The 17313-nt window shown below is 62.8% G+C and carries 12 protein-coding genes and 1 tRNA gene; 6 read left to right on the forward strand and 7 right to left on the reverse strand.

Translation table 11 applies throughout. The annotated features are described in order from the left end of the window. The first annotated feature begins 42 nt into the window (after positions 1–42). The 3 genes from QUE89_RS00065 to QUE89_RS00075 all read left to right on the forward strand — a co-directional run bounded on the left by QUE89_RS00065 (position 43) and on the right by QUE89_RS00075 (position 4679). Positions 43–492: a DUF4864 domain-containing protein gene (locus tag QUE89_RS00065; protein WP_286221279.1), complete on the forward strand. Its 450-nt coding sequence runs from the start codon at positions 43–45 to the stop codon at positions 490–492. Between the two features lie 189 nt (positions 493–681). Next, a complete protein-coding gene (locus tag QUE89_RS00070; RefSeq protein ID WP_286221280.1) occupies positions 682–2391 on the forward strand; it encodes a VRR-NUC domain-containing protein in 1710 nt (569 codons plus the stop codon). Continuing rightward, entirely contained in the window at positions 2388–4679 is a 2292-nt protein-coding gene (locus QUE89_RS00075) for an ATP-dependent DNA helicase (RefSeq protein ID WP_286221281.1), read from the forward strand. The genes QUE89_RS00070 and QUE89_RS00075 overlap by 4 nt, the downstream gene beginning before the upstream one ends. On the opposite strand, the gene cra is transcribed toward QUE89_RS00075, so the two are convergent. Beyond that, positions 4591–5637 (reverse strand): catabolite repressor/activator, encoded by a 1047-nt coding sequence (cra, locus tag QUE89_RS00080; RefSeq protein ID WP_286221282.1) that lies wholly within the window; start codon positions 5635–5637, stop codon positions 4591–4593. The genes QUE89_RS00075 and cra overlap by 89 nt on opposite strands. A gap of 128 nt (positions 5638–5765) precedes the next feature. Here cra and ptsP point away from each other — a divergent pair, with 128 nt between their 5' ends. The 3 genes from ptsP to QUE89_RS00095 are packed head-to-tail and all read left to right on the forward strand — an operon-like array spanning position 5766 to position 11325. Continuing rightward, positions 5766–8600, forward strand: coding sequence for a phosphoenolpyruvate--protein phosphotransferase (gene ptsP / locus QUE89_RS00085; protein WP_286221283.1), 2835 nt, complete (start codon positions 5766–5768; stop codon positions 8598–8600). Next, positions 8600–9574: a 1-phosphofructokinase gene (pfkB, locus tag QUE89_RS00090; protein WP_286221284.1), complete on the forward strand. Its 975-nt coding sequence runs from the start codon at positions 8600–8602 to the stop codon at positions 9572–9574. The genes ptsP and pfkB overlap by 1 nt, the downstream gene beginning before the upstream one ends. Then, on the forward strand, positions 9571–11325 hold the full coding sequence (locus tag QUE89_RS00095; RefSeq protein ID WP_286221285.1) for a PTS fructose-like transporter subunit IIB: 1755 nt from the start codon (positions 9571–9573) through the stop codon (positions 11323–11325). The genes pfkB and QUE89_RS00095 overlap by 4 nt, the downstream gene beginning before the upstream one ends. Before the next feature lie 48 nt (positions 11326–11373). On the opposite strand, the gene QUE89_RS00100 is transcribed toward QUE89_RS00095, so the two are convergent. From QUE89_RS00100 to glyQ, 6 genes are all read right to left on the reverse strand, one after another. Beyond that, a complete protein-coding gene (locus tag QUE89_RS00100; RefSeq protein WP_286221286.1) occupies positions 11374–11745 on the reverse strand; it encodes a VOC family protein in 372 nt (123 codons plus the stop codon). 93 nt (positions 11746–11838) lie between these two features. Next, positions 11839–13113: a GGDEF domain-containing protein gene (locus QUE89_RS00105; RefSeq protein WP_286221287.1), complete on the reverse strand. Its 1275-nt coding sequence runs from the start codon at positions 13111–13113 to the stop codon at positions 11839–11841. Positions 13114–13394: 281 nt separating this feature from the next. After that, positions 13395–13471 (reverse strand) — tRNA-Pro (locus QUE89_RS00110). 35 nt (positions 13472–13506) lie between these two features. Beyond that, entirely contained in the window at positions 13507–14064 is a 558-nt protein-coding gene (gmhB, locus tag QUE89_RS00115; protein WP_286221288.1) for a D-glycero-beta-D-manno-heptose 1,7-bisphosphate 7-phosphatase, read from the reverse strand. Between the two features lie 30 nt (positions 14065–14094). Further along, a complete protein-coding gene (glyS, locus tag QUE89_RS00120) occupies positions 14095–16176 on the reverse strand; it encodes a glycine--tRNA ligase subunit beta (protein ID WP_286221289.1) in 2082 nt (693 codons plus the stop codon). A gap of 2 nt (positions 16177–16178) precedes the next feature. After that, complete coding sequence (glyQ, locus tag QUE89_RS00125; RefSeq protein ID WP_286221290.1) at positions 16179–17204, reverse strand: glycine--tRNA ligase subunit alpha; 1026 nt, start codon at positions 17202–17204, stop codon at positions 16179–16181. Positions 17205–17313 lie beyond the last annotated feature (109 nt).

Genomic DNA, 17313 nt, shown 5'->3' on the forward strand with positions numbered 1-17313 from the left:
CGGTGCGTATTGTCTATTATATGAACAATGGAGGGTATCTCGATGGACAGTTTCGCCATCATCCCCAACCGCGCGAGCCTGACCGCCCGGATCTTCCTGGTCGCCTTGGTACTGCTGGCGCTGGTGCTGACTGCCCGGCCCCTGGCGGCCGACAAGGATTCCGATATCCGGGAAACAATCCTGCTGCAGATTGAAGCCTTCGCTAACGATGATGAGGAGCAGGCCTGGGCCCATGCCTCCGAGGGCATCAAACGCCGCTTCGGCAGCTCGGACGTGTTTATCAACATGGTGCGGCAGGCGTACCCGGCAGTCCATAGCGCTACCGCGATCGAATTTACCGATCGGGTGCCCCACGGCGCCTTTGAAATCCAGGGGGTGCGCCTGCAGGGGCCCGAGGGTAAACGTTGGGATGCCTATTACCGCATGGTGCTGGTGGACGGTGTGTGGAAAATCGCCGGGGTTCAGCTGAAGCCGGCAAAATTGGGCATTTGATCGCGTTCAATTGTTAGCAATCACAAACAAGCAGTTACGCCAGACGGCGCCGGTGATCAGAATGGGGGCGTTCGTGGCATTCTCCTGTTGATGAATCAGTGAATACGTCAGAATCACGGGCTCGGGTCATCAGCCTGCAACCCCGACTGCCGTCCACCGAATCAGCCACCAGGAGGTATCACCCGGACCATGGCCAGCCCGAGACACAGCTACCGGAAACCGGGCACCGCGGATCTTGAAAATCCGCTGTATTACCTGGAAAACATGGAGACCGTGGTGGCCTGGGTCCGGGATCACCACGCCGATCTGTTGACCGATGCCGAACAGAGCCGGCTGACCGGATTCCTGACCCTGTCGATGCCGGCGCGGGCCCTGCTGACCCGGCTGGTGATGCGCACCGGCGAACATTTTCGCACCGACAAACTTAACTACCCGGAGCTGGCGGTGGCCGAATCCGTGGCCCTGGAGCCGCTGATCGCCCACGACTGGCTGGATGCCGAGCCGTTGCTGGAGCTTGAGCAGTTGTTCCGTCTGTACACGTTACCGGAGTTGCGGCTGGTGTTTGCCGGCGAACTCGAGGCCCTGGGCTTGCCAAAATCCCTGGCCAAAGCCCGGATGTTGGAGAGCCTCCACCCCCGCTTTCCCGACCCGCGACCCATTTCAGACTGGCTGAGCCAGTCGGCAGCACCGGTGGTGCGCCTGAAGCAGATGGCATTGTTTGATCGCATCCGGCTGATGTTCTTCGGCAACCTGCGCCAGAGCTGGTCCGATTTTGTGCTGGTGGAGCTGGGGCACCAACGCTACGAGCCCGTACCGTTCACACCGGATTCCCGCGCCTTTGCCCAGCGGGCGGAAGTGGACTGTTACCTGGTCATGCACCAGTGCCGGCAATGGCTGGACGAGGGCGTACCGGCGGCTGAAGTCTGGCCGGAGGTGCCTGGTGAATTGAGCAATCCCTGGCTGACCAGCCGGCGGAACCGGCTGTTGCTGGAACTGGGCCGGCAGGCCGAGCGCCAGGGTGAGCGCGAACTGGCGGTGGCGGCGTTTGCGGCCAGCGGCCACCGCGAGGCCCGGCTGAAACAGCTGCGGCTGCTGGAGCGATTGAAACGCTTTGACGAAGCCTGGGCCATTGCCATCGCTTGGCAGCAACAGGCCCTCAGTGATGCCGAAGCCCAGGGCCTGGCGCGGATCCTGAAGCGGCTGGCTGCCAAGCTGGCCCAGCCCTCTCCCCTGAGTTCCGGCTCTCCCCAGCTGCGGGAGTGGTCGGTGGATTTGCCCAGGCCGACAACCGGCTCGGTGGAGTTCTCGGTGCTGCAACATTTATGGCAGGACCAGGCACCGGTGTTCTATGTCGAGAACACCCTGATTACCGGCCTGTTCGGCCTGCTGTGCTGGGACACCATCTTTGAGCCCCTGCCCGGCGCCTTTTTCCATCCGTTTCACGTCGGCCCCGCGGACCTGACCCGGGAGGATTTTGTCGAGCGTCGGCAGGCGTCGTTCGATCGCTGTTTTGCCGCACTGGGGGATGGCAGCTACCAGCGCCGTATTCTCGACAGCTACGACGCCAAGTACGGCATCGCCAATCCGTTCGTGGTTTGGCCGGTGCTCACGCTGGACTTGCTGGATCTGGCCCTGGCCTGTATTCCGGCCGCGGATCTGGAGCAGCTGTTCCGGCGCCTGTTGCTGAACATCCGCGAGCACCGCAGTGGCTTTCCGGACCTGATCCAGTTCCACCCGGAGGCGCCGGTGTCTGCGCCGCGCTACCAGATGATCGAGGTGAAAGGCCCGGGTGACCGGTTACAGGACCACCAGATTCGCTGGCTGGCCTTCTTTGCCGACCAGGGCATTTCCGCCAGTGTCTGTTACGTGCGCTGGCACTCCGACGGAGCCTCGACGTGAAAGTTGCGGTCAGGACCCTGTGTGAATTCGCCGCCCGGGAGGGCGACCTGGATTTTCGCTACACCCCGGCGCCCAGTTCCGAGGAGGGCATTGCCGGCCATCAGGCGATCCAGTCCCGGCGTGGTTATGGCTATAAAAGTGAGTATTTACTGACCGGAGAGTGCTTGGGCTTAAAGCTTTCGGGTCGGGCCGATGGCTACCATCCACACCAGAGCCGGCTGGAGGAAATCAAGACTCACCGGGGCGACCTGTCCCGGGTCCGGGAGCACCAGCGAGCCCTGCATCGGGCCCAGTTGCGGGCTTACGGGGCGCTGCTGTGCCAGCAGGAAAAGCTTAAAAAACTGGAGTTGGTACTGGTGTATTACGACACCGGCCGGGACAAGGAAACTCCGATTTCAGAAACGGCCAGCGCCGAGCAGCTGTGGCAGGATCTGGAAGCTTTGTGTACCAAATACCGGGCCTGGGCCGAGTGGGAGGCGGATCACCGTGAGCGTCGGGATGCTCGCCTGCGAGCGCTGCAGTTCCCGTTTGCCGACTTTCGGCCCCGACAGCGTCAGCTGGCGGAAACCGTGTACCGCAACACCCTGAACGCCGGTACCCTGCTGCTGGAGGCCCCCACGGGCCTCGGCAAGACCCTGGGCACGCTGTTTCCGGCCCTGATGGCCATGCCCGCCGCCAACCAGGATCGGCTGTTCTATCTGACCTGTCGCAACACCACCCGGCAACTGGCGGTGGATGCCATCGAACGCCTGCGGGCGGCCCAGCCCGAACCCGCCGATTGGCCGCTACGGACGCTGGAGTTGGTGGCCAAGGACGACGCCTGCGAACACCCGGATAAAGCCTGCCACGGTGAGTCCTGCCCACTGGCAAAAGGCTTCTTCGACCGCTTGCCCGATGCCCGCGCCGAGGCAGTGCAGGCCGGTACTACCCTGACCCGGGACCGGCTGGCCGAGATTGCGGCCGGACACGAGCTGTGTCCGTATTTCCTGGCTCAGGAGATGGCGCGCTGGAGCGATGTGGTGGTGGCCGATGTAAACCGGATGTTCGACCAGTCTGCCCTGCTCCACGGGCTGATCCGGCAGAACCAGTGGACTGCGTCGGTGCTGGTGGACGAAGCCCACAATCTGGTGGATCGCGGCCGGGGCATGTACTCGGTGCGCCTGGATCAGCAGCGTCTTCTGCGGCTGAAGAAAACCGCCCCGAAAGTCCTGAAACCACACCTGGATCGCACCGCCCGGGCCTGGCAAGGGGTAATCCGGGACCATGGCGCCGCCGGTGATGCCGCCGTCTTTCTTCCGCAGTTGCCGTCGGCACTGACCGGCAGCCTGCTCGGGCTGGTGTCGGCGCTGACCGATTTCCTGGCCGACAACCCGCCCGATCTGGCGTTGCAGGAGCTGCTGTTCGAATCGGTGGCATTCATGAAGCTGGCGGATTCCTTCGGTGATCATTCCCTGTGCGAGTTCCGGCGCGAGGGCCGGGGCCGGGCGCGGCTGACGATTCAGAACCTGGTGCCGGCGGACTTTCTGCGCGAGCGGTTTGCCGCCGCCAGCTCGGTGCTGCTGTTCTCCGCAACCCTCAGCCCGGGGATTTATCACCGGGATCTACTGGGTCTGCCCGAGGACAGCCGCTTTACCTCGTTGCCCAGTCCTTTCACTGCCGACCAGTTGCAGGTTCACTTTACGCCCCGGATCAGTACCCGTCAGGCCCATCGCCAGGCCTCAGCCCAGCCTATTGCCGAGCTGATTGCCCGCCAGTACCAGGCGCGTCCGGGCCACTATCTGGCGTTTTTCAGCAGCTTCAAGTATCTGAACGAGGTGGCGGATGTGCTGGCCCGGCAGGCCCCGGAGGTGCCCCAGCGCTCGCAACAGCCGGCCATGAGCCCGCAGCAACGGCGGGACTTTCTTGAGGGCTTCCAGCACGAATCCGGGAGCGTGGCGTTTGCGGTGCTCGGTGGGGTGTTCAGCGAAGGCATTGATCTGCCCGGCGACCAGCTGATCGGGGCGTTTGTCGCTACCCTGGGCCTGCCGCCCTTCGACGCCTGGCATGAATTACTCAAGGACCGTCTGCAACGACGTTTCGGCGCCGGCTACGACTACACCTATCTGATCCCGGGCTTGCAGAAAGTGGCCCAGGCCGCCGGTCGGGTGATCCGCACGCCCGAAGACGAGGGCGTGATCTGGCTAATCGACGACCGTTTTCTCAAGCCACCGGTGCGGGCCCTGCTCCCGGGCTGGTGGTTTGAGACGCCGGTTGAGCCCGGGCCGGACGGTGCTTCAGGGTCCGGTTGATGGTGACCGGCTGAACCGGTGCTTGTGGCCCGGCGATGGCGGCCAGGGCCTGATCAAGGGCGGCAGCGGCAATGGCTTCATGATTCTGGGGCAGCGAGTGCACCGGCACCGGCAGGAAATCCAGCAGCCGGTCGTCGCCAAAGGTCGCCAGTTTCAGTGCCGGGGTCAGGCCGCCGGGCTGTTCCAAAAGGACATCCAGTGCCCCTTGCAACAAGGTGTAGGAGGCGGTGACCAGCGCCTCCGGCAGCGCCCGGTAGCAGAGCAGGTCCCGCATCAGGGCGGCGCCGGTCTGCCGGTCGTAGCGGGCGCCGCTGCGTACCTCGGTGGCCCAGCCCAACTGCCGGGCCGCTGCTTCAAAGCCGGACCGGCGTTCCCGGGTCATGGCCAGGTCCGGTACCGCGTCAAACCAGGCTACGGTGCCGGTGCCTTCAGTCAGCACCGAGCGGGTCAGACTGTTGGCGGCGCTCTGGTTATCACTGACCACGCAGCGAATCAGTTCCGGCGACTGCGCCCGGTCCACCGCGATAACCGGCAGGCCATCGGCCTGTAAGTCGGGGTAGAAAGGGTCGTGTTCCGGCAGCGCGCTGGCCACGATCAGGGCGTCACAACGCCGTGCTTTCAGGGCCTGAGCCAGGGCTTTTTCGGTCTCGGGGTTGTCGTCGGAGCCGGCAATCAGCAACTGGTAGCCGCGGGCACGGGCGCCCTGTTCCAGCAGCTTGGCCAGCCGGGCGTAACTGGTGTTCTCCAGGTCCGGCAGGATAAAGCCCAGGGTTTTGCTGGCACCGCCGCGCAGGGCCGCCGCCTGGGTGTCGACCTGAAACCGGTGCTCCCGGGCGATCGCCAGAACCTTGTCGATGGTGTCGGGCTTGATGCGCCGGGCCACGCCCTGACCATTCATGACATAACTGGCGGTGGTTCTGGATACACCGGCAAGTCGGGCGAGTTCGGCGAGTGTCATGGTGGTTCCCTGTTACGCGGTTGCTTGATTTCTGATCATATCTGATACATCATCGATTCTATGTCTGCTGACACGATTCAGCAACCCCAAACATACGCTCACCACAACAACAAAGCGAGGCAACTTCGATGCTGACGCTGACCGCCAACGATGTTCGACTCGGCGCTACCGCCGTCGACTGGCAGGACGCCCTGACGCAGGCTGGCCGGGACCTGGAAGCCGCTGGTCGCACCTCCTCCGATTACCTGAACGGTATGATGGCCCGGGAACAGCAGTCGTCCACGGTACTGGGCAACGGCATTGCTATTCCCCACGGCACTCCGGACAGCCGCACTGCGGTGCAAAATACCGGCATCCGCCTGCTGCAGTTTCCCGAAGGCGTGACCTGGCACGACGGTGCCCGGGTTTATGTGCTGGTGGCGATTGCCGCCCAGTCCGACGAGCACCTGGATATTCTCCGCCACCTGACCCGGGTATTGGATACTCCGGGGCTGGCTGACAAGCTGGCGCGTACCGGCGATGCGGCAGAGCTGGTGGCCTTGTTGAGCAAGCCGCCGGTGCTGGCGAAATGCGACCGGGACAGCCTGTGCCTGGGGCTTGAAGCCACCACCGCTACCGAACTGGCGCTGATTGCCGCCGCCCGCCTGCAGAGTCTGCACTGTGTCGACACAGACTTTCTCGCCGAAATTATCGGTCAGCCTCCGGTGGCATTGGGCCAGGGCCTGTGGCTGGTGCATCACAGCCGGGGCGCCCGTCGTCCGGCGTTGTCACTGGCGACGCCGAAACGCCCGGGGCCTGAGCTCCAGGGCGTGTTTTGCCTGGCCGGACCGGGCGATGAGTGTCATGAGCTGCTGGCACGACTGGACCAATTCCTGGCTGCCGGTGAGCCGATCGAAGGTCTGGGAGCCGAGGCTCTGCTGGCCCGGCTTTCTGGTGAAGCGGCCGATGCCGTCACCGCCAGTGTCACTCTGCTGAACAGTCACGGCCTGCACGCCCGCCCGGCCAAGCAGCTGGTGCAGGAGGCGCGTCGACACAACGCCAGTATCCGGGTGCGACTGCGGGAGGGCGACGGCGGTGCCGTCTCCGCTACCAGTCTGACCCGGATCATTGGCCTGGGTGCGCGCCGGGGCCAGACCCTGATCCTGTCCGCCACCGGCGAAGATGCCCAGGCGGCGGTGACCGCCCTCACCAACGCCATCACTGACGGCCTGGGTGAGGCGGTATCGCCGTTGCGTGCCGAATCATCAGCGGTGGCCCAAAACCAGAATCAGATCGAACCGGAGCCTTTGCCGGACGACCAGCCGCTGAAAGCGGTAGCGGCATCGCCGGGTCTGGCGTTGGCGCCGATTTTTGTACTGCGCCAGCCAACACTGACCTACCCGGACACTGCGGCCGACAGCGAAACCGAGATCATGCGACTGAACCGAGCCTTCGATGCTGCCGACAGTCAGCTGCGCACCCTGATTCGCCAAGCCGAGGGCGGTGAAGCAGCGCCGATCCTGTCGGTGCATGTGGAAATGCTGCAGGACGAAGATCTCTACCAGGCCGCCCTGGAAGCGATCAACGAAGGTGCGTCTGCCGAAGCTGGCTGGTGGCAGGCTATCGATACTGCCGCCAAGGGCCAGGAGGCGCTGGCGGATCGGCTGCTGGCTGAGCGTGCCGCGGACCTGCGCGACGTCGGTCGGCGTGTACTGGCCAACCTCTGTGGCGTGGAGATGCCAAAGCCGCCAGAGCACCCGTATGTGTTGGTGGCCGATGACCTGGGGCCGTCCGATGTTGCCCGGCTGGATACCACTCGAGTGCGGGCGCTGGTGACCGCCCGCGGTGGCGCTACCTCCCACAGCGCCATTCTGGCCCGGGCGCTGGGACTGCCCGCGGTAGTGGGTGCTGGTGAAGCGGTGTTGAAGCTGATTGATGGTGCCGAGCTGGTGGTCGACGGTGAGCGTGGCTCGCTGGTGCCGAACCCGGGCGATGAGCGCCGCGCCCAGGTTGCCCGTCGGCTTGAGCAGTTGGCAGCCCTGCAGGCTGAAGCGCACGACAACCGACACCAGCCGGCCATCACACGCGACGGTCACCGGGTGGAAGTCTGCGCCAATCTGGGCAATACCGCGCACGCACCCGATGCGGTGTCGCGCGGTGCCGAGGGCATTGGATTACTGCGTACCGAATTCGTGTTCATGGCCCATCCGGAAGCGCCGGACCTGGAGACCCAGGTTGCTGAATATCGCCACGCCTTCGACGCGCTCAACGGTCTGCCGCTGGTGGCCCGGACGCTGGATGTCGGTGGCGACAAGCCGCTGGATTACTGGCCGTTGCCCCAGGAAGACAATCCCTTCCTGGGCATGCGTGGCATCCGGTTGTCCCTGACCCGGCCCGAGATCCTGGAAACCCAGGTCCGCGCCCTGCTGACCGCCGCCGGCGACCGGCCCCTGCGGATTATGTTTCCGATGGTCAAGGATCTGGAAGAGTTCCGCGCCGCCAAGCAGATCGTGCAGCGGGTGCAGGCCGAGGTCACCAGCGCCGACGTGCAGATTGGCGTGATGATCGAAGTACCCTCCTGTGCCCTGCTGGCGCCGACCCTGGCCCCGGAAGTGGACTTTTTCTCCATCGGCACCAATGACCTGACCCAGTACACCCTGGCCATTGATCGTGGCCATGGCCAGCTCTCGGCCGATTCCGATGCCCTGCATCCGGCCGTGCTGCGGCTGATTCAGATGACCGTGCAAGCGGCTCACGCCCATGGCCGCTGGGTTGGGGTCTGTGGCGAGTTGGCCTCCGATCCCCAGGCGATTCCGGTGCTCGTTGGTCTGGAGGTGGACGAACTGTCTGTCACCAGCCGGCGGGTACCCCTGGTCAAGGCCTGTATCCGTGATTTCACCCTGGATGCGGCCCGGGAGCGGGCCGAGCTGGCCTTGTCCAAGGCCACGGCGGTTGAGGTACGCGATGCCCTGGAGTCGTTCTGATGGCGAGCATCCTGACCATTACCCTGAACCCGGCACTGGATCTCAATGCCGAGCTGGATGCCCTTGCGCCCGGCCAGGTCAATCGCACCACAGCTACCCGGCTGGAGCCGGCGGGTAAGGGTATCAACGTGGCCCGGGTGCTTGCTGGCCTTGGCCACCGGGTGACCGTGTCCGGACTGCTGGGTGAGGCTAATGCGGCGCCGTTCGAGCGACTGTTTGCTGATGAAGGCCTAACCGACCGGTTTGTGCGGGTTCCCGGGCAAAACCGGGTCAACATCAAGCTGGCAGAACAGGACGGCCGGGTCACCGACATCAACAGCGCTGGTTTCGAGACTTCCAGCGATGCCCTGAGTCGTCTGCTGGAACAACTCACACCATTGCTAGCCGAGCATGACGCCATCGTGATCGGTGGCAGTCTGCCGGCGAGTCTGCCCCCGGCGGCGGTCGCCGATCTGGTGGCCATGGTCCGGGCTGTGGATAAACCGGTGTGGCTGGATACCAGCGGTGACGCCCTCACCTGCGGTTTGCAGGCGACTCCATTCGGCATCAAGCCGAATATCGAGGAACTGTCGACCTGGGCCGGGCGCCCGCTGGTGTCCCGTCAACAGGTAGCTGACGTAGCCACCGCGTTGCAGGCCCAGGGCCTGGCTCATGTCGTGGTGTCCCTGGGCGCCGACGGTGTGCTTTGGTTCGGTCCCGATGGCAGCCACCAGTCCGAGCCCCCGCCGGTGACGGCGCGCAGTACCGTCTGTGCCGGCGATACCCTGCTGGCTGGCCTGTTGCACGGCTTGCTGAAGACTGAACAACCAGAACCTGCGGTGGCCCAGTTGCGGTTTGCCACGGCGCTGTCTGCCGAATGCGTGCGCCATGCCGGGGTCGGCAATCCGGCCGCGTCGGATTTTCATTCACTTGTCGAACAAACCCGGGTTACCCCCTGGCCTGGGGATAACAACAATGGGGAGGTGCCGTTATGAACCTGATTATTGTAAGTTCCTGTCCCCAGGGTATTGCTACCAGTTTTCTCGCCGCCCGGGCGCTTGAACGGGTTGCTCTGGAGAGGGGTTGGAAGGTGACCACGGACATGCGTGGCCGGGACGGCCAGCAGCCGACAGCCATTGGCGAGGCCGACATTGCCGCCGCCGACCTGGTGATCGCGGCCCTGGGTACCCCCGTCGCGCTTGATGCGTACACCGGCAAGGCCGTGTACCAATTGCCCGTGACCGAGGCACTGGCGGCGCCAGCGGCGGTTCTGGAGACCGCCGTGCAGCAGGCCCGGCCCTGGGCGCCCAGCGAGACGCAAGAGGTTGCCGACGCGCCAGTCGTGTCGGCCAATGCTGCCGCCCGACAGATTGTCGCTGTGACCGCCTGCCCGACCGGTGTCGCGCATACCTTCATGGCGGCAGAAGCCCTGACCGCGGCGGCTGAGGCGGCCGGGCACCGAATCCGGGTTGAAACCCAGGGCTCGGTGGGTGCCCAGGATCCACTGACCGAGGCTGAAATTGCCGCTGCGGATGTGGTCATCCTGGCCTGCGATATCGAAGTGAATCCAGAGCGCTTCGCTGGTAAGCGAGTGTGGCGGACTTCCACCGGTGCGGCGCTGAAAAAACCGGCCGATACGGTACAGGCGGCCCTGGCCGAGGCCCAGGTGCTGGACACCGGCACGCCTCAGGCTAGCTCATCAGCGGGTGGCGAGTCCCGTGGCCCATACAAGCACCTGCTCACCGGGGTGTCGTTCATGTTGCCGATGGTGGTGGCCGGTGGTTTGCTGATTGCGCTGTCGTTTGTGTTCGGGATCGAGGCCTTTCAGGAACAGGGCACCCTCCCGGCGGCTTTGATGCAGATTGGCGGCGGCACGGCCTTCAAGCTGATGATTCCGCTGCTGGCCGGTTACATTGCCTGGTCCATTGCCGACCGTCCGGGCCTGGCCCCGGGCATGATTGGCGGTTATCTGGCCGGCGAACTGGGCGCCGGGTTTCTTGGCGGTATCGTCGCCGGCTTCCTGGCCGGCTATGTGGCCCGCTTTATCAGTCGAAGACTGCCGCTGCCGGAGAGTGTCGAATCGCTGAAGCCGATCCTGATTATTCCCCTGGTGGCTAGCCTGGTGACCGGGCTGGGCATGATTTACGTACTGGGCGAGCCGATGGCGGCGATCATGGATGCACTCACCGGCTTCCTGGAGAGCATGGGCACCACCAACGCCATTCTGCTGGGCGGAATCCTGGGTGCGATGATGTGTTTCGATCTGGGTGGTCCGGTGAACAAGGCGGCCTACACCTTTGGCGTTGGGTTGCTGTCGGAAGGCAGTGGCGGTTCCGCGCCGATGGCAGCAATCATGGCAGCCGGAATGGTGCCGGCCATTGGCATGGGCGTGGCGTCGTTTGTGGCCCGTCGCAAGTTCGCCGAGGCCGAGCGCCAGGCTGGCCGCGCGTCTTTTGTACTGGGGCTGTGTTTCATCTCGGAAGGCGCAATTCCGTTCATGGCCAAGGACCCGTTGCGGGTAATTCCGGTCTGCATGTTGGGCGGGGCAATCACTGGCGCCCTGTCGATGCTGTTCACCGTAAAATTGATGGCGCCCCACGGTGGCCTGTTCGTGCTGGCGATTCCCAATGCCGTCAGCGTGGTTTTGCCCTACCTGATCGCCATTACCATCGGATCGCTGGTGATTGGTCTGGGCTATGCGCTGCTCAAGGGTGGCAAGGCGGAAGTGGCAGCCACTGCCGCCTGATTACAGACGTCATCATGAAAAAAGGCCCTCAAGTGAGGGCCTTTTTTATTAACCGAAGTGGAAAAACGCGAGCTTGTTGCCATCCGGGTCTTTCACGTAGGCACCGTAGAACTGGTTCGGAATTCTCTGGCCGGGTTCGCCATCGCAGGTGGCGCCCAGCTCCAGGGCCTTGCGGTAATGGGCATCGACGGCCTCTTTCGAGCCAGGCTGCAGCGCAACCATGTTGCCATTGCCTGGGTGGTTGGGTTCCTTGTTGAACGGCTCACACACCGCAAGCATGGGTGTGCCCATGTTTTTGCCAATGAAGGCCAGGCGCCCTATATCCAGCAGGACTTTCGCGTCCATGTCTGCCAGCAGTTTGGTGTAAAAATCCTTGGCCTTGTTGAGGTCGCTGACACCAATGGTGACGTAACCGATCATAGTCTGTGCTCCAAACGAAGGGGTCAGGCGCTGAACCTGGCCGTCATGCTAATCGGGCCTCGTGCCAGCGCGTAAGAGACGTGGCTGTTCCGTTTACCGGCTGTCGATCAGGACACGATTCCGGCCGGCGTGTTTGGCAGCATACAGGGACTGATCGCACGCCGATAGCAAATGGCTGACAGAGCCGCTGTGCTCGGACCAGCCGGCGACACCGGCGCTGAGAGTGACACTGAAGGCGTCACCGTTGTCACTGGTGAAGATCTTCTCTGCCAGATCGCTGCGCAAGGATTCCATCATGTGGCGGGCGTCGTTCAGATTGGTCTGTGGCATCAGCACAATGAACTCTTCACCTCCGGTGCGGGCGACAATATCGGCGCGCCGTGTCCGCTGGCGGAGCAGTTCGGCAATGCCCTGCAAGACCCGGTCGCCGGTGGGATGGCCCCAACGATCATTAACCGTTTTGAAGTAGTCGATATCCAGTGACGCGACTGAGAAGGTGGCACCATAGCGTTCGGTCTCGGCGGCGCACTCATCCAGTTTCATCAGCAGGTAGCGGAGGTTGTACAGGCCAGTAAGTTCGTCGGTGATCGACAGGCGTTCAAGCTTCTGTTCCAGGCGTTTCTGGTCATCAATGTTGGTGATGATGCCGTGCCAGGTAACGCTGCCATCAGGATCACGTTCCGGTTGGGAGGTGCCACGTACCCATTGGATGCAGCAATCCCGGACGATGCGATAGTCGCAGCTCCATTGTTCCAGAGTGTCGGCCGACGTGAGGATGGATTGGTTCACCCGGGGCAGGTCATCCGGGTGGACGCAATCGAACAGCAGCTGGGGATTGGCCATGGCTGCGTCAGCGGATACGCCATAAAACTCCTCAGCTTTCCGGCTCACGAACGGGAACTGGTACTGACCTTGGGAATCCATGACAAAGGTGTAGATGACCCCTGGTAGGGATTCTGCCAACTGCTGCAACTGATGCTGCCTGCGCTTTTCTTCCGTGACGTCCAGGTGTGTGCCCATCAGCCAGCGGGCTTCCGTAGCTTGCCGGGAGGCAAAAACGGTGCCCCGGGTGTGGATATAACGCCAATTACCGTCCTTGTGCTGCATGCGCAAAACGCATTCGTACTGCGGACTGTTGCCATTCAGGTAGCTATCCAGTGCCCGGAAGGCGGCTTCCACGTCGTCTGGGTGGCAGAGCTGTGACCAGGTCTGAAAAGAGATGGGGGTCAGTTCTTCAAGGGTGTAGCCGAGCATGTCAGCCCAGCGATCGTTGAAGATGACTTCTTCGGTATCGAGGTTGAATTCCCAGGTGCCGGCCCCGGTGCCTTCGAGAATGGCCTTGAGTCTGGTTTCTGCCGATAGATACATGTGTTCCCTCACCTGACCTACTGGTATTCACCCAATTGCCTACGAGCAGGCAGATCTGGAAAAGCCGGCAATCGCCGTTTCGTGCCTTTCGTCGTTGAGTATTTTGGACGTTATAGCATTATTTCACGGGGCATTACACAGACGAAGATCAGGGTTTTCAGGGGCAACTTCAGTGTGTCGAAAGCACAGCGGCCGGGGGCAAAAGGAAAAATGGTCAAACGGGGTAAAACAACTGCAGAAAGGAGAACAACAGAATCGAAAATACGGGAAAAGCGGGAAAGTGGTCGGCGTGGCAGGATTCGAACCTGCGACCCCTTCGTCCCGAACGAAGTGCGCTACCAAGCTGCGCCACACGCCGAACAACGGCCGGTATTATACGGAATCACTTTGGTTTTACCAGCCCTCCGAGGACAAAAGCGCATCCGTAAACTTGCTGAGAGTGTCGTATACCGCCACCTCGGCTCGGGGGATTGGTCGGGCGTCTAAATGGCGCTCGGTGTCCCGACCATTGCCGGTCCGTACCAGTACCGGATGGCAGTGCCCAGCAACGCCCGCTTCCAGATCCTTGCGGCTGTCCCCCACCATGATGGCCCCGTCCAGCGAGTCCAGGTGGTAATGACCCTGGATCTGCTCCAGCAGGCCGGTTAACGGCTTGCGACAGTAGCAATGATCGTCAGGATGGTGGGGACAGTAGGCGATGATATCGATGCAGCCACCGGCGGCCTCCACCAGGCTTTCCAGTTTTCCGTGCATGGCATCCAGTTCCTCGAGGCGGTAATAGCCCCGGGCGATGCCGGACTGGTTGGTGGCAATGGCGATACGGTGGCCGGCGTTGCAGAGCCGGGCCACCGCTTCGATGCTGCCGGGAATGGGGTGCCAGTCGTCAGCGCAGCAGATGTAGTTGCCATCGTACTCGTTGATGACCCCGTCCCGGTCGAGGATGATCAGCATCTTGGTTCTTCGCCCCTGGGTCTTCGTCCGTTACCCGGCCGTGGGCAGCAGGGAAATGTCTGCCACGCGCAGGAACAGGTTACGCAGGCGGTTCAGCAGTGCCAGACGGTTGTTCCGGGTGGCGTCGTCTTCGGCCATCACCATCACTTCATCGAAAAAGCTGTCCACCGGCTCGCGCAGGCTGGCCAGGGAGCGCAAGGCACTGGCGTAATCGCCCTGCTCGAACAGCGGCACGACCTTACCGGCCTGTTGCTCGACCTGATCGGCCAGCTTCTGCTCGGCGGAATCCTGCAGCAGGCTGGTGTCGACAGTCTCACCAATCTGGTCGCCACCCTGTTTGGTCAGGATGTTGGACACCCGCTTGTTGGCGCTGGCCAGGGCCTGGGCTTCTGGCAGCTGGCGGAAGGCTTCTACCGCCTTGACCCGACGGTCAAAGTCCAGGGGCCGGGTCGGACGACGGGCGTGCACCGCCAGGTACACCTCGGCGCCAATGCCCAGCTCGTCGTAATGGGCCCGGAAGCGCTCAAGCATGTAATCCACCACGGTGGAAGCCGTGTCCTGCTCGGTCAGCACAGTGAAGTTCTCAGCGGCCCACTCGCAGCAGGTCTGCAGATCCAGCGGCAGTTCCCGCTCAATGATGATGCGCAGTACGCCCAAGGAAGCACGGCGCAGGGCGAACGGGTCGCGGGTACCGGAGGGCGGCTGGTTGATGCCGAACAGGCCCACCAGGGAGTCCAGACGATCGGCGATGGCTACGGCACAACCGGTGGCGGTGGTGGGCAGGTCATCGCCGGCAAACCGGGGCATATACTGCTCGTTCAGAGCCTTGGCGACATCGTCGGCCTCGCCATCGTTGGTGGCGTAGTACTGGCCCATGATGCCTTGCAGATCGGTGAACTCAAGCACCATCTCGGTGACCAGATCAGTCTTGGCGAGCATGGCAGCGCGCTCGGCCAGAGTCGGATCGCTGTCGATAGCCTCGGCAATCTTGCTGGCCAGGGCCGCGACCCGAACCGACTTGTCGTAAATGCTGCCCAGTTTTTCCTGGAACACGATCGGTTTGAGCCGATCGATACGATCTTCCAGGCGGCTCTTGCGGTCGGTTTCGTAGAAGAAGGCGGCATCCGACAGACGCGGACGAATCACCTTCTCGTTACCGGAAATCACCTGGGCCGGATCCTTGCTTTCGATGTTGGCCACGGTAATGAACAGCGGCAGCATGGCGCCATCCGCACCGACCACGTGGAAGTACTTCTGGTGCTCTTTCATGGAGGAAATCAGGGCTTCCGCCGGAACCTTAAGGAAGCGGTCCTCGAACCGGCCCATCAATGGCACCGGCCACTCGTTCAGGGCGGTGACTTCATCCAGCAGCTCCTCATCGATTACCGCCTTGCCGCCTGCCTCGGATTCGGCCAGCTCGGCGACACCGGCACGGATCTTGGACCGGCGCTCGGCGAAATCGGCGAGTACGTAGCCTTCCTGCTTGAGCACCACCTCGTAGTCGCTGGGGGTGGGCACAATCAGTGTCTTCGGGCAGTGGAAGCGATGGCCCTGGGTTTTGTTGCCGGGCTTCAGGCCCATAATCGGGGTGTCGATGACCTTGTTGCCGAACAGCATGATCACCCAGTGGACCGGACGGACAAACTCGGTCCGGTGCGCGCCCCAGCGCATGCGCTTGGGAATAGGCAGCGCCGCCAATGACTGGTCGACGAGTTCTGGCAGCAAGTCCACTGTGGGCTTGCCCTGCTCCACGGTACGGTAGACCACCCAGGCACCTTTGTCGGTTTCCAGGGTGTCCAGCTGGTCCGGGGTGACCCCCAGGGAGGTGGCAAAGCCGGTCAGCGCCCGGGTCGGGTTGCCAGCGTCGTCAAAGGCGGCCTTGACCGCGGGGCCGCGTTTTTCAACCGGCTTGTCCGGCTGGGCATCGGCCAGGTTACGGATGCGAACCGCCAGGCGGCGGGGCGCGGCAAAGGCCTCGACCTTGCCAAAATCAATGCCGGCGTCTTCCAGACCCTTGGCAATGCCCTGGGTAAAGGCATCGGACAGCGGTTTAAGTGCTTTCGGGGGCAGCTCTTCGGTGCCCAGTTCGACCAGAAAATCCTGTGTTGCCATGATTACGCGTTCCCCTGTTCCTGCTGAGCCTTCTTCGCTTTTTTGCCTTTCTTGCCTTTGGCCTTGTCATCGGCGGCGTTGGCCGCGGCCAGTACTTCTTCGCGCAGAGCCTCGGGGGCCAGCGGGAAACGAAGTTTACGGCGACTGTCGAAGTAAGCCTGTGCGACAGAACGTGCCAGGGTGCGAACTCGCAGGATGAAACGCTGGCGCTCGGTCACCGAGATGGCGTGCCGGGCGTCGAGCAGGTTGAAAGTGTGGGAAGCCTTGAGCACCTGCTCGTAGGCCGGCAGCGCCAGGCCGGCTTCGATCAGGCGGGCACTTTCGCGCTCGTGCACGTCGAAGCTGTGGAACAGGAACTCGGTGTCGGCGTGCTCGAAGTTGTAGGTCGACATTTCCACTTCCTGCTGGTGGAACACGTCGCCGTAGGTAACAACGCCATCCGGACCTTCGGTCCAGACCAGATCGTAGACGCTGTCCACGCCCTGCAGGTACATGGCGATACGCTCAAGGCCGTAGGTCAGCTCGCCGGTGACCGGGAAGCATTCAATACCGCCAACCTGCTGGAAGTAGGTGAACTGAGTCACCTCCATGCCGTTCAGCCAGATTTCCCAGCCCAGGCCCCAGGCACCCAGGGTGGGCGATTCCCAGTTGTCTTCCACAAACCGGATGTCGTGTACCAGCGGATCCAGGCCCAGGGCCTTCAGGGAATCCAGATACAGTTCCTGAATGTTGTCCGGCGATGGCTTCAGGACCACCTGGAACTGATAATAATGCTGCAGGCGGTTCGGGTTCTCACCGTAACGGCCATCGGTCGGCCGACGGCTCGGCTGGACATACGCGGCGTTCCAGGTTTCCGGCCCAATGGCCCGCAGGAACGTCGCCGGGTGGAAGGTACCGGCACCCACTTCCATATCCAGTGGCTGGAGGACCACACAGCCGTGCTGCGCCCAGAAATTCTGCAGAGCCAGAATCAAGCCCTGGAAGGTCTTGATGTCCGGAGTAGTTTGCTTGGTTGCCTTGTCTGTCACGACGTTTGCCTACTGATCGATCTGAATGTGGCGCCCCGAATTGGCCCGGGGCACTCTGAAAAAAAGCGCATTATACGCCTGCCAAAGCGGTATTTCTAAGTGCAGTTCA

It is taken from the genome of Marinobacter sp. LA51 (genome assembly GCF_030297175.1).
GTDB lineage: Bacteria > Pseudomonadota > Gammaproteobacteria > Pseudomonadales > Oleiphilaceae > Marinobacter > Marinobacter apostichopi.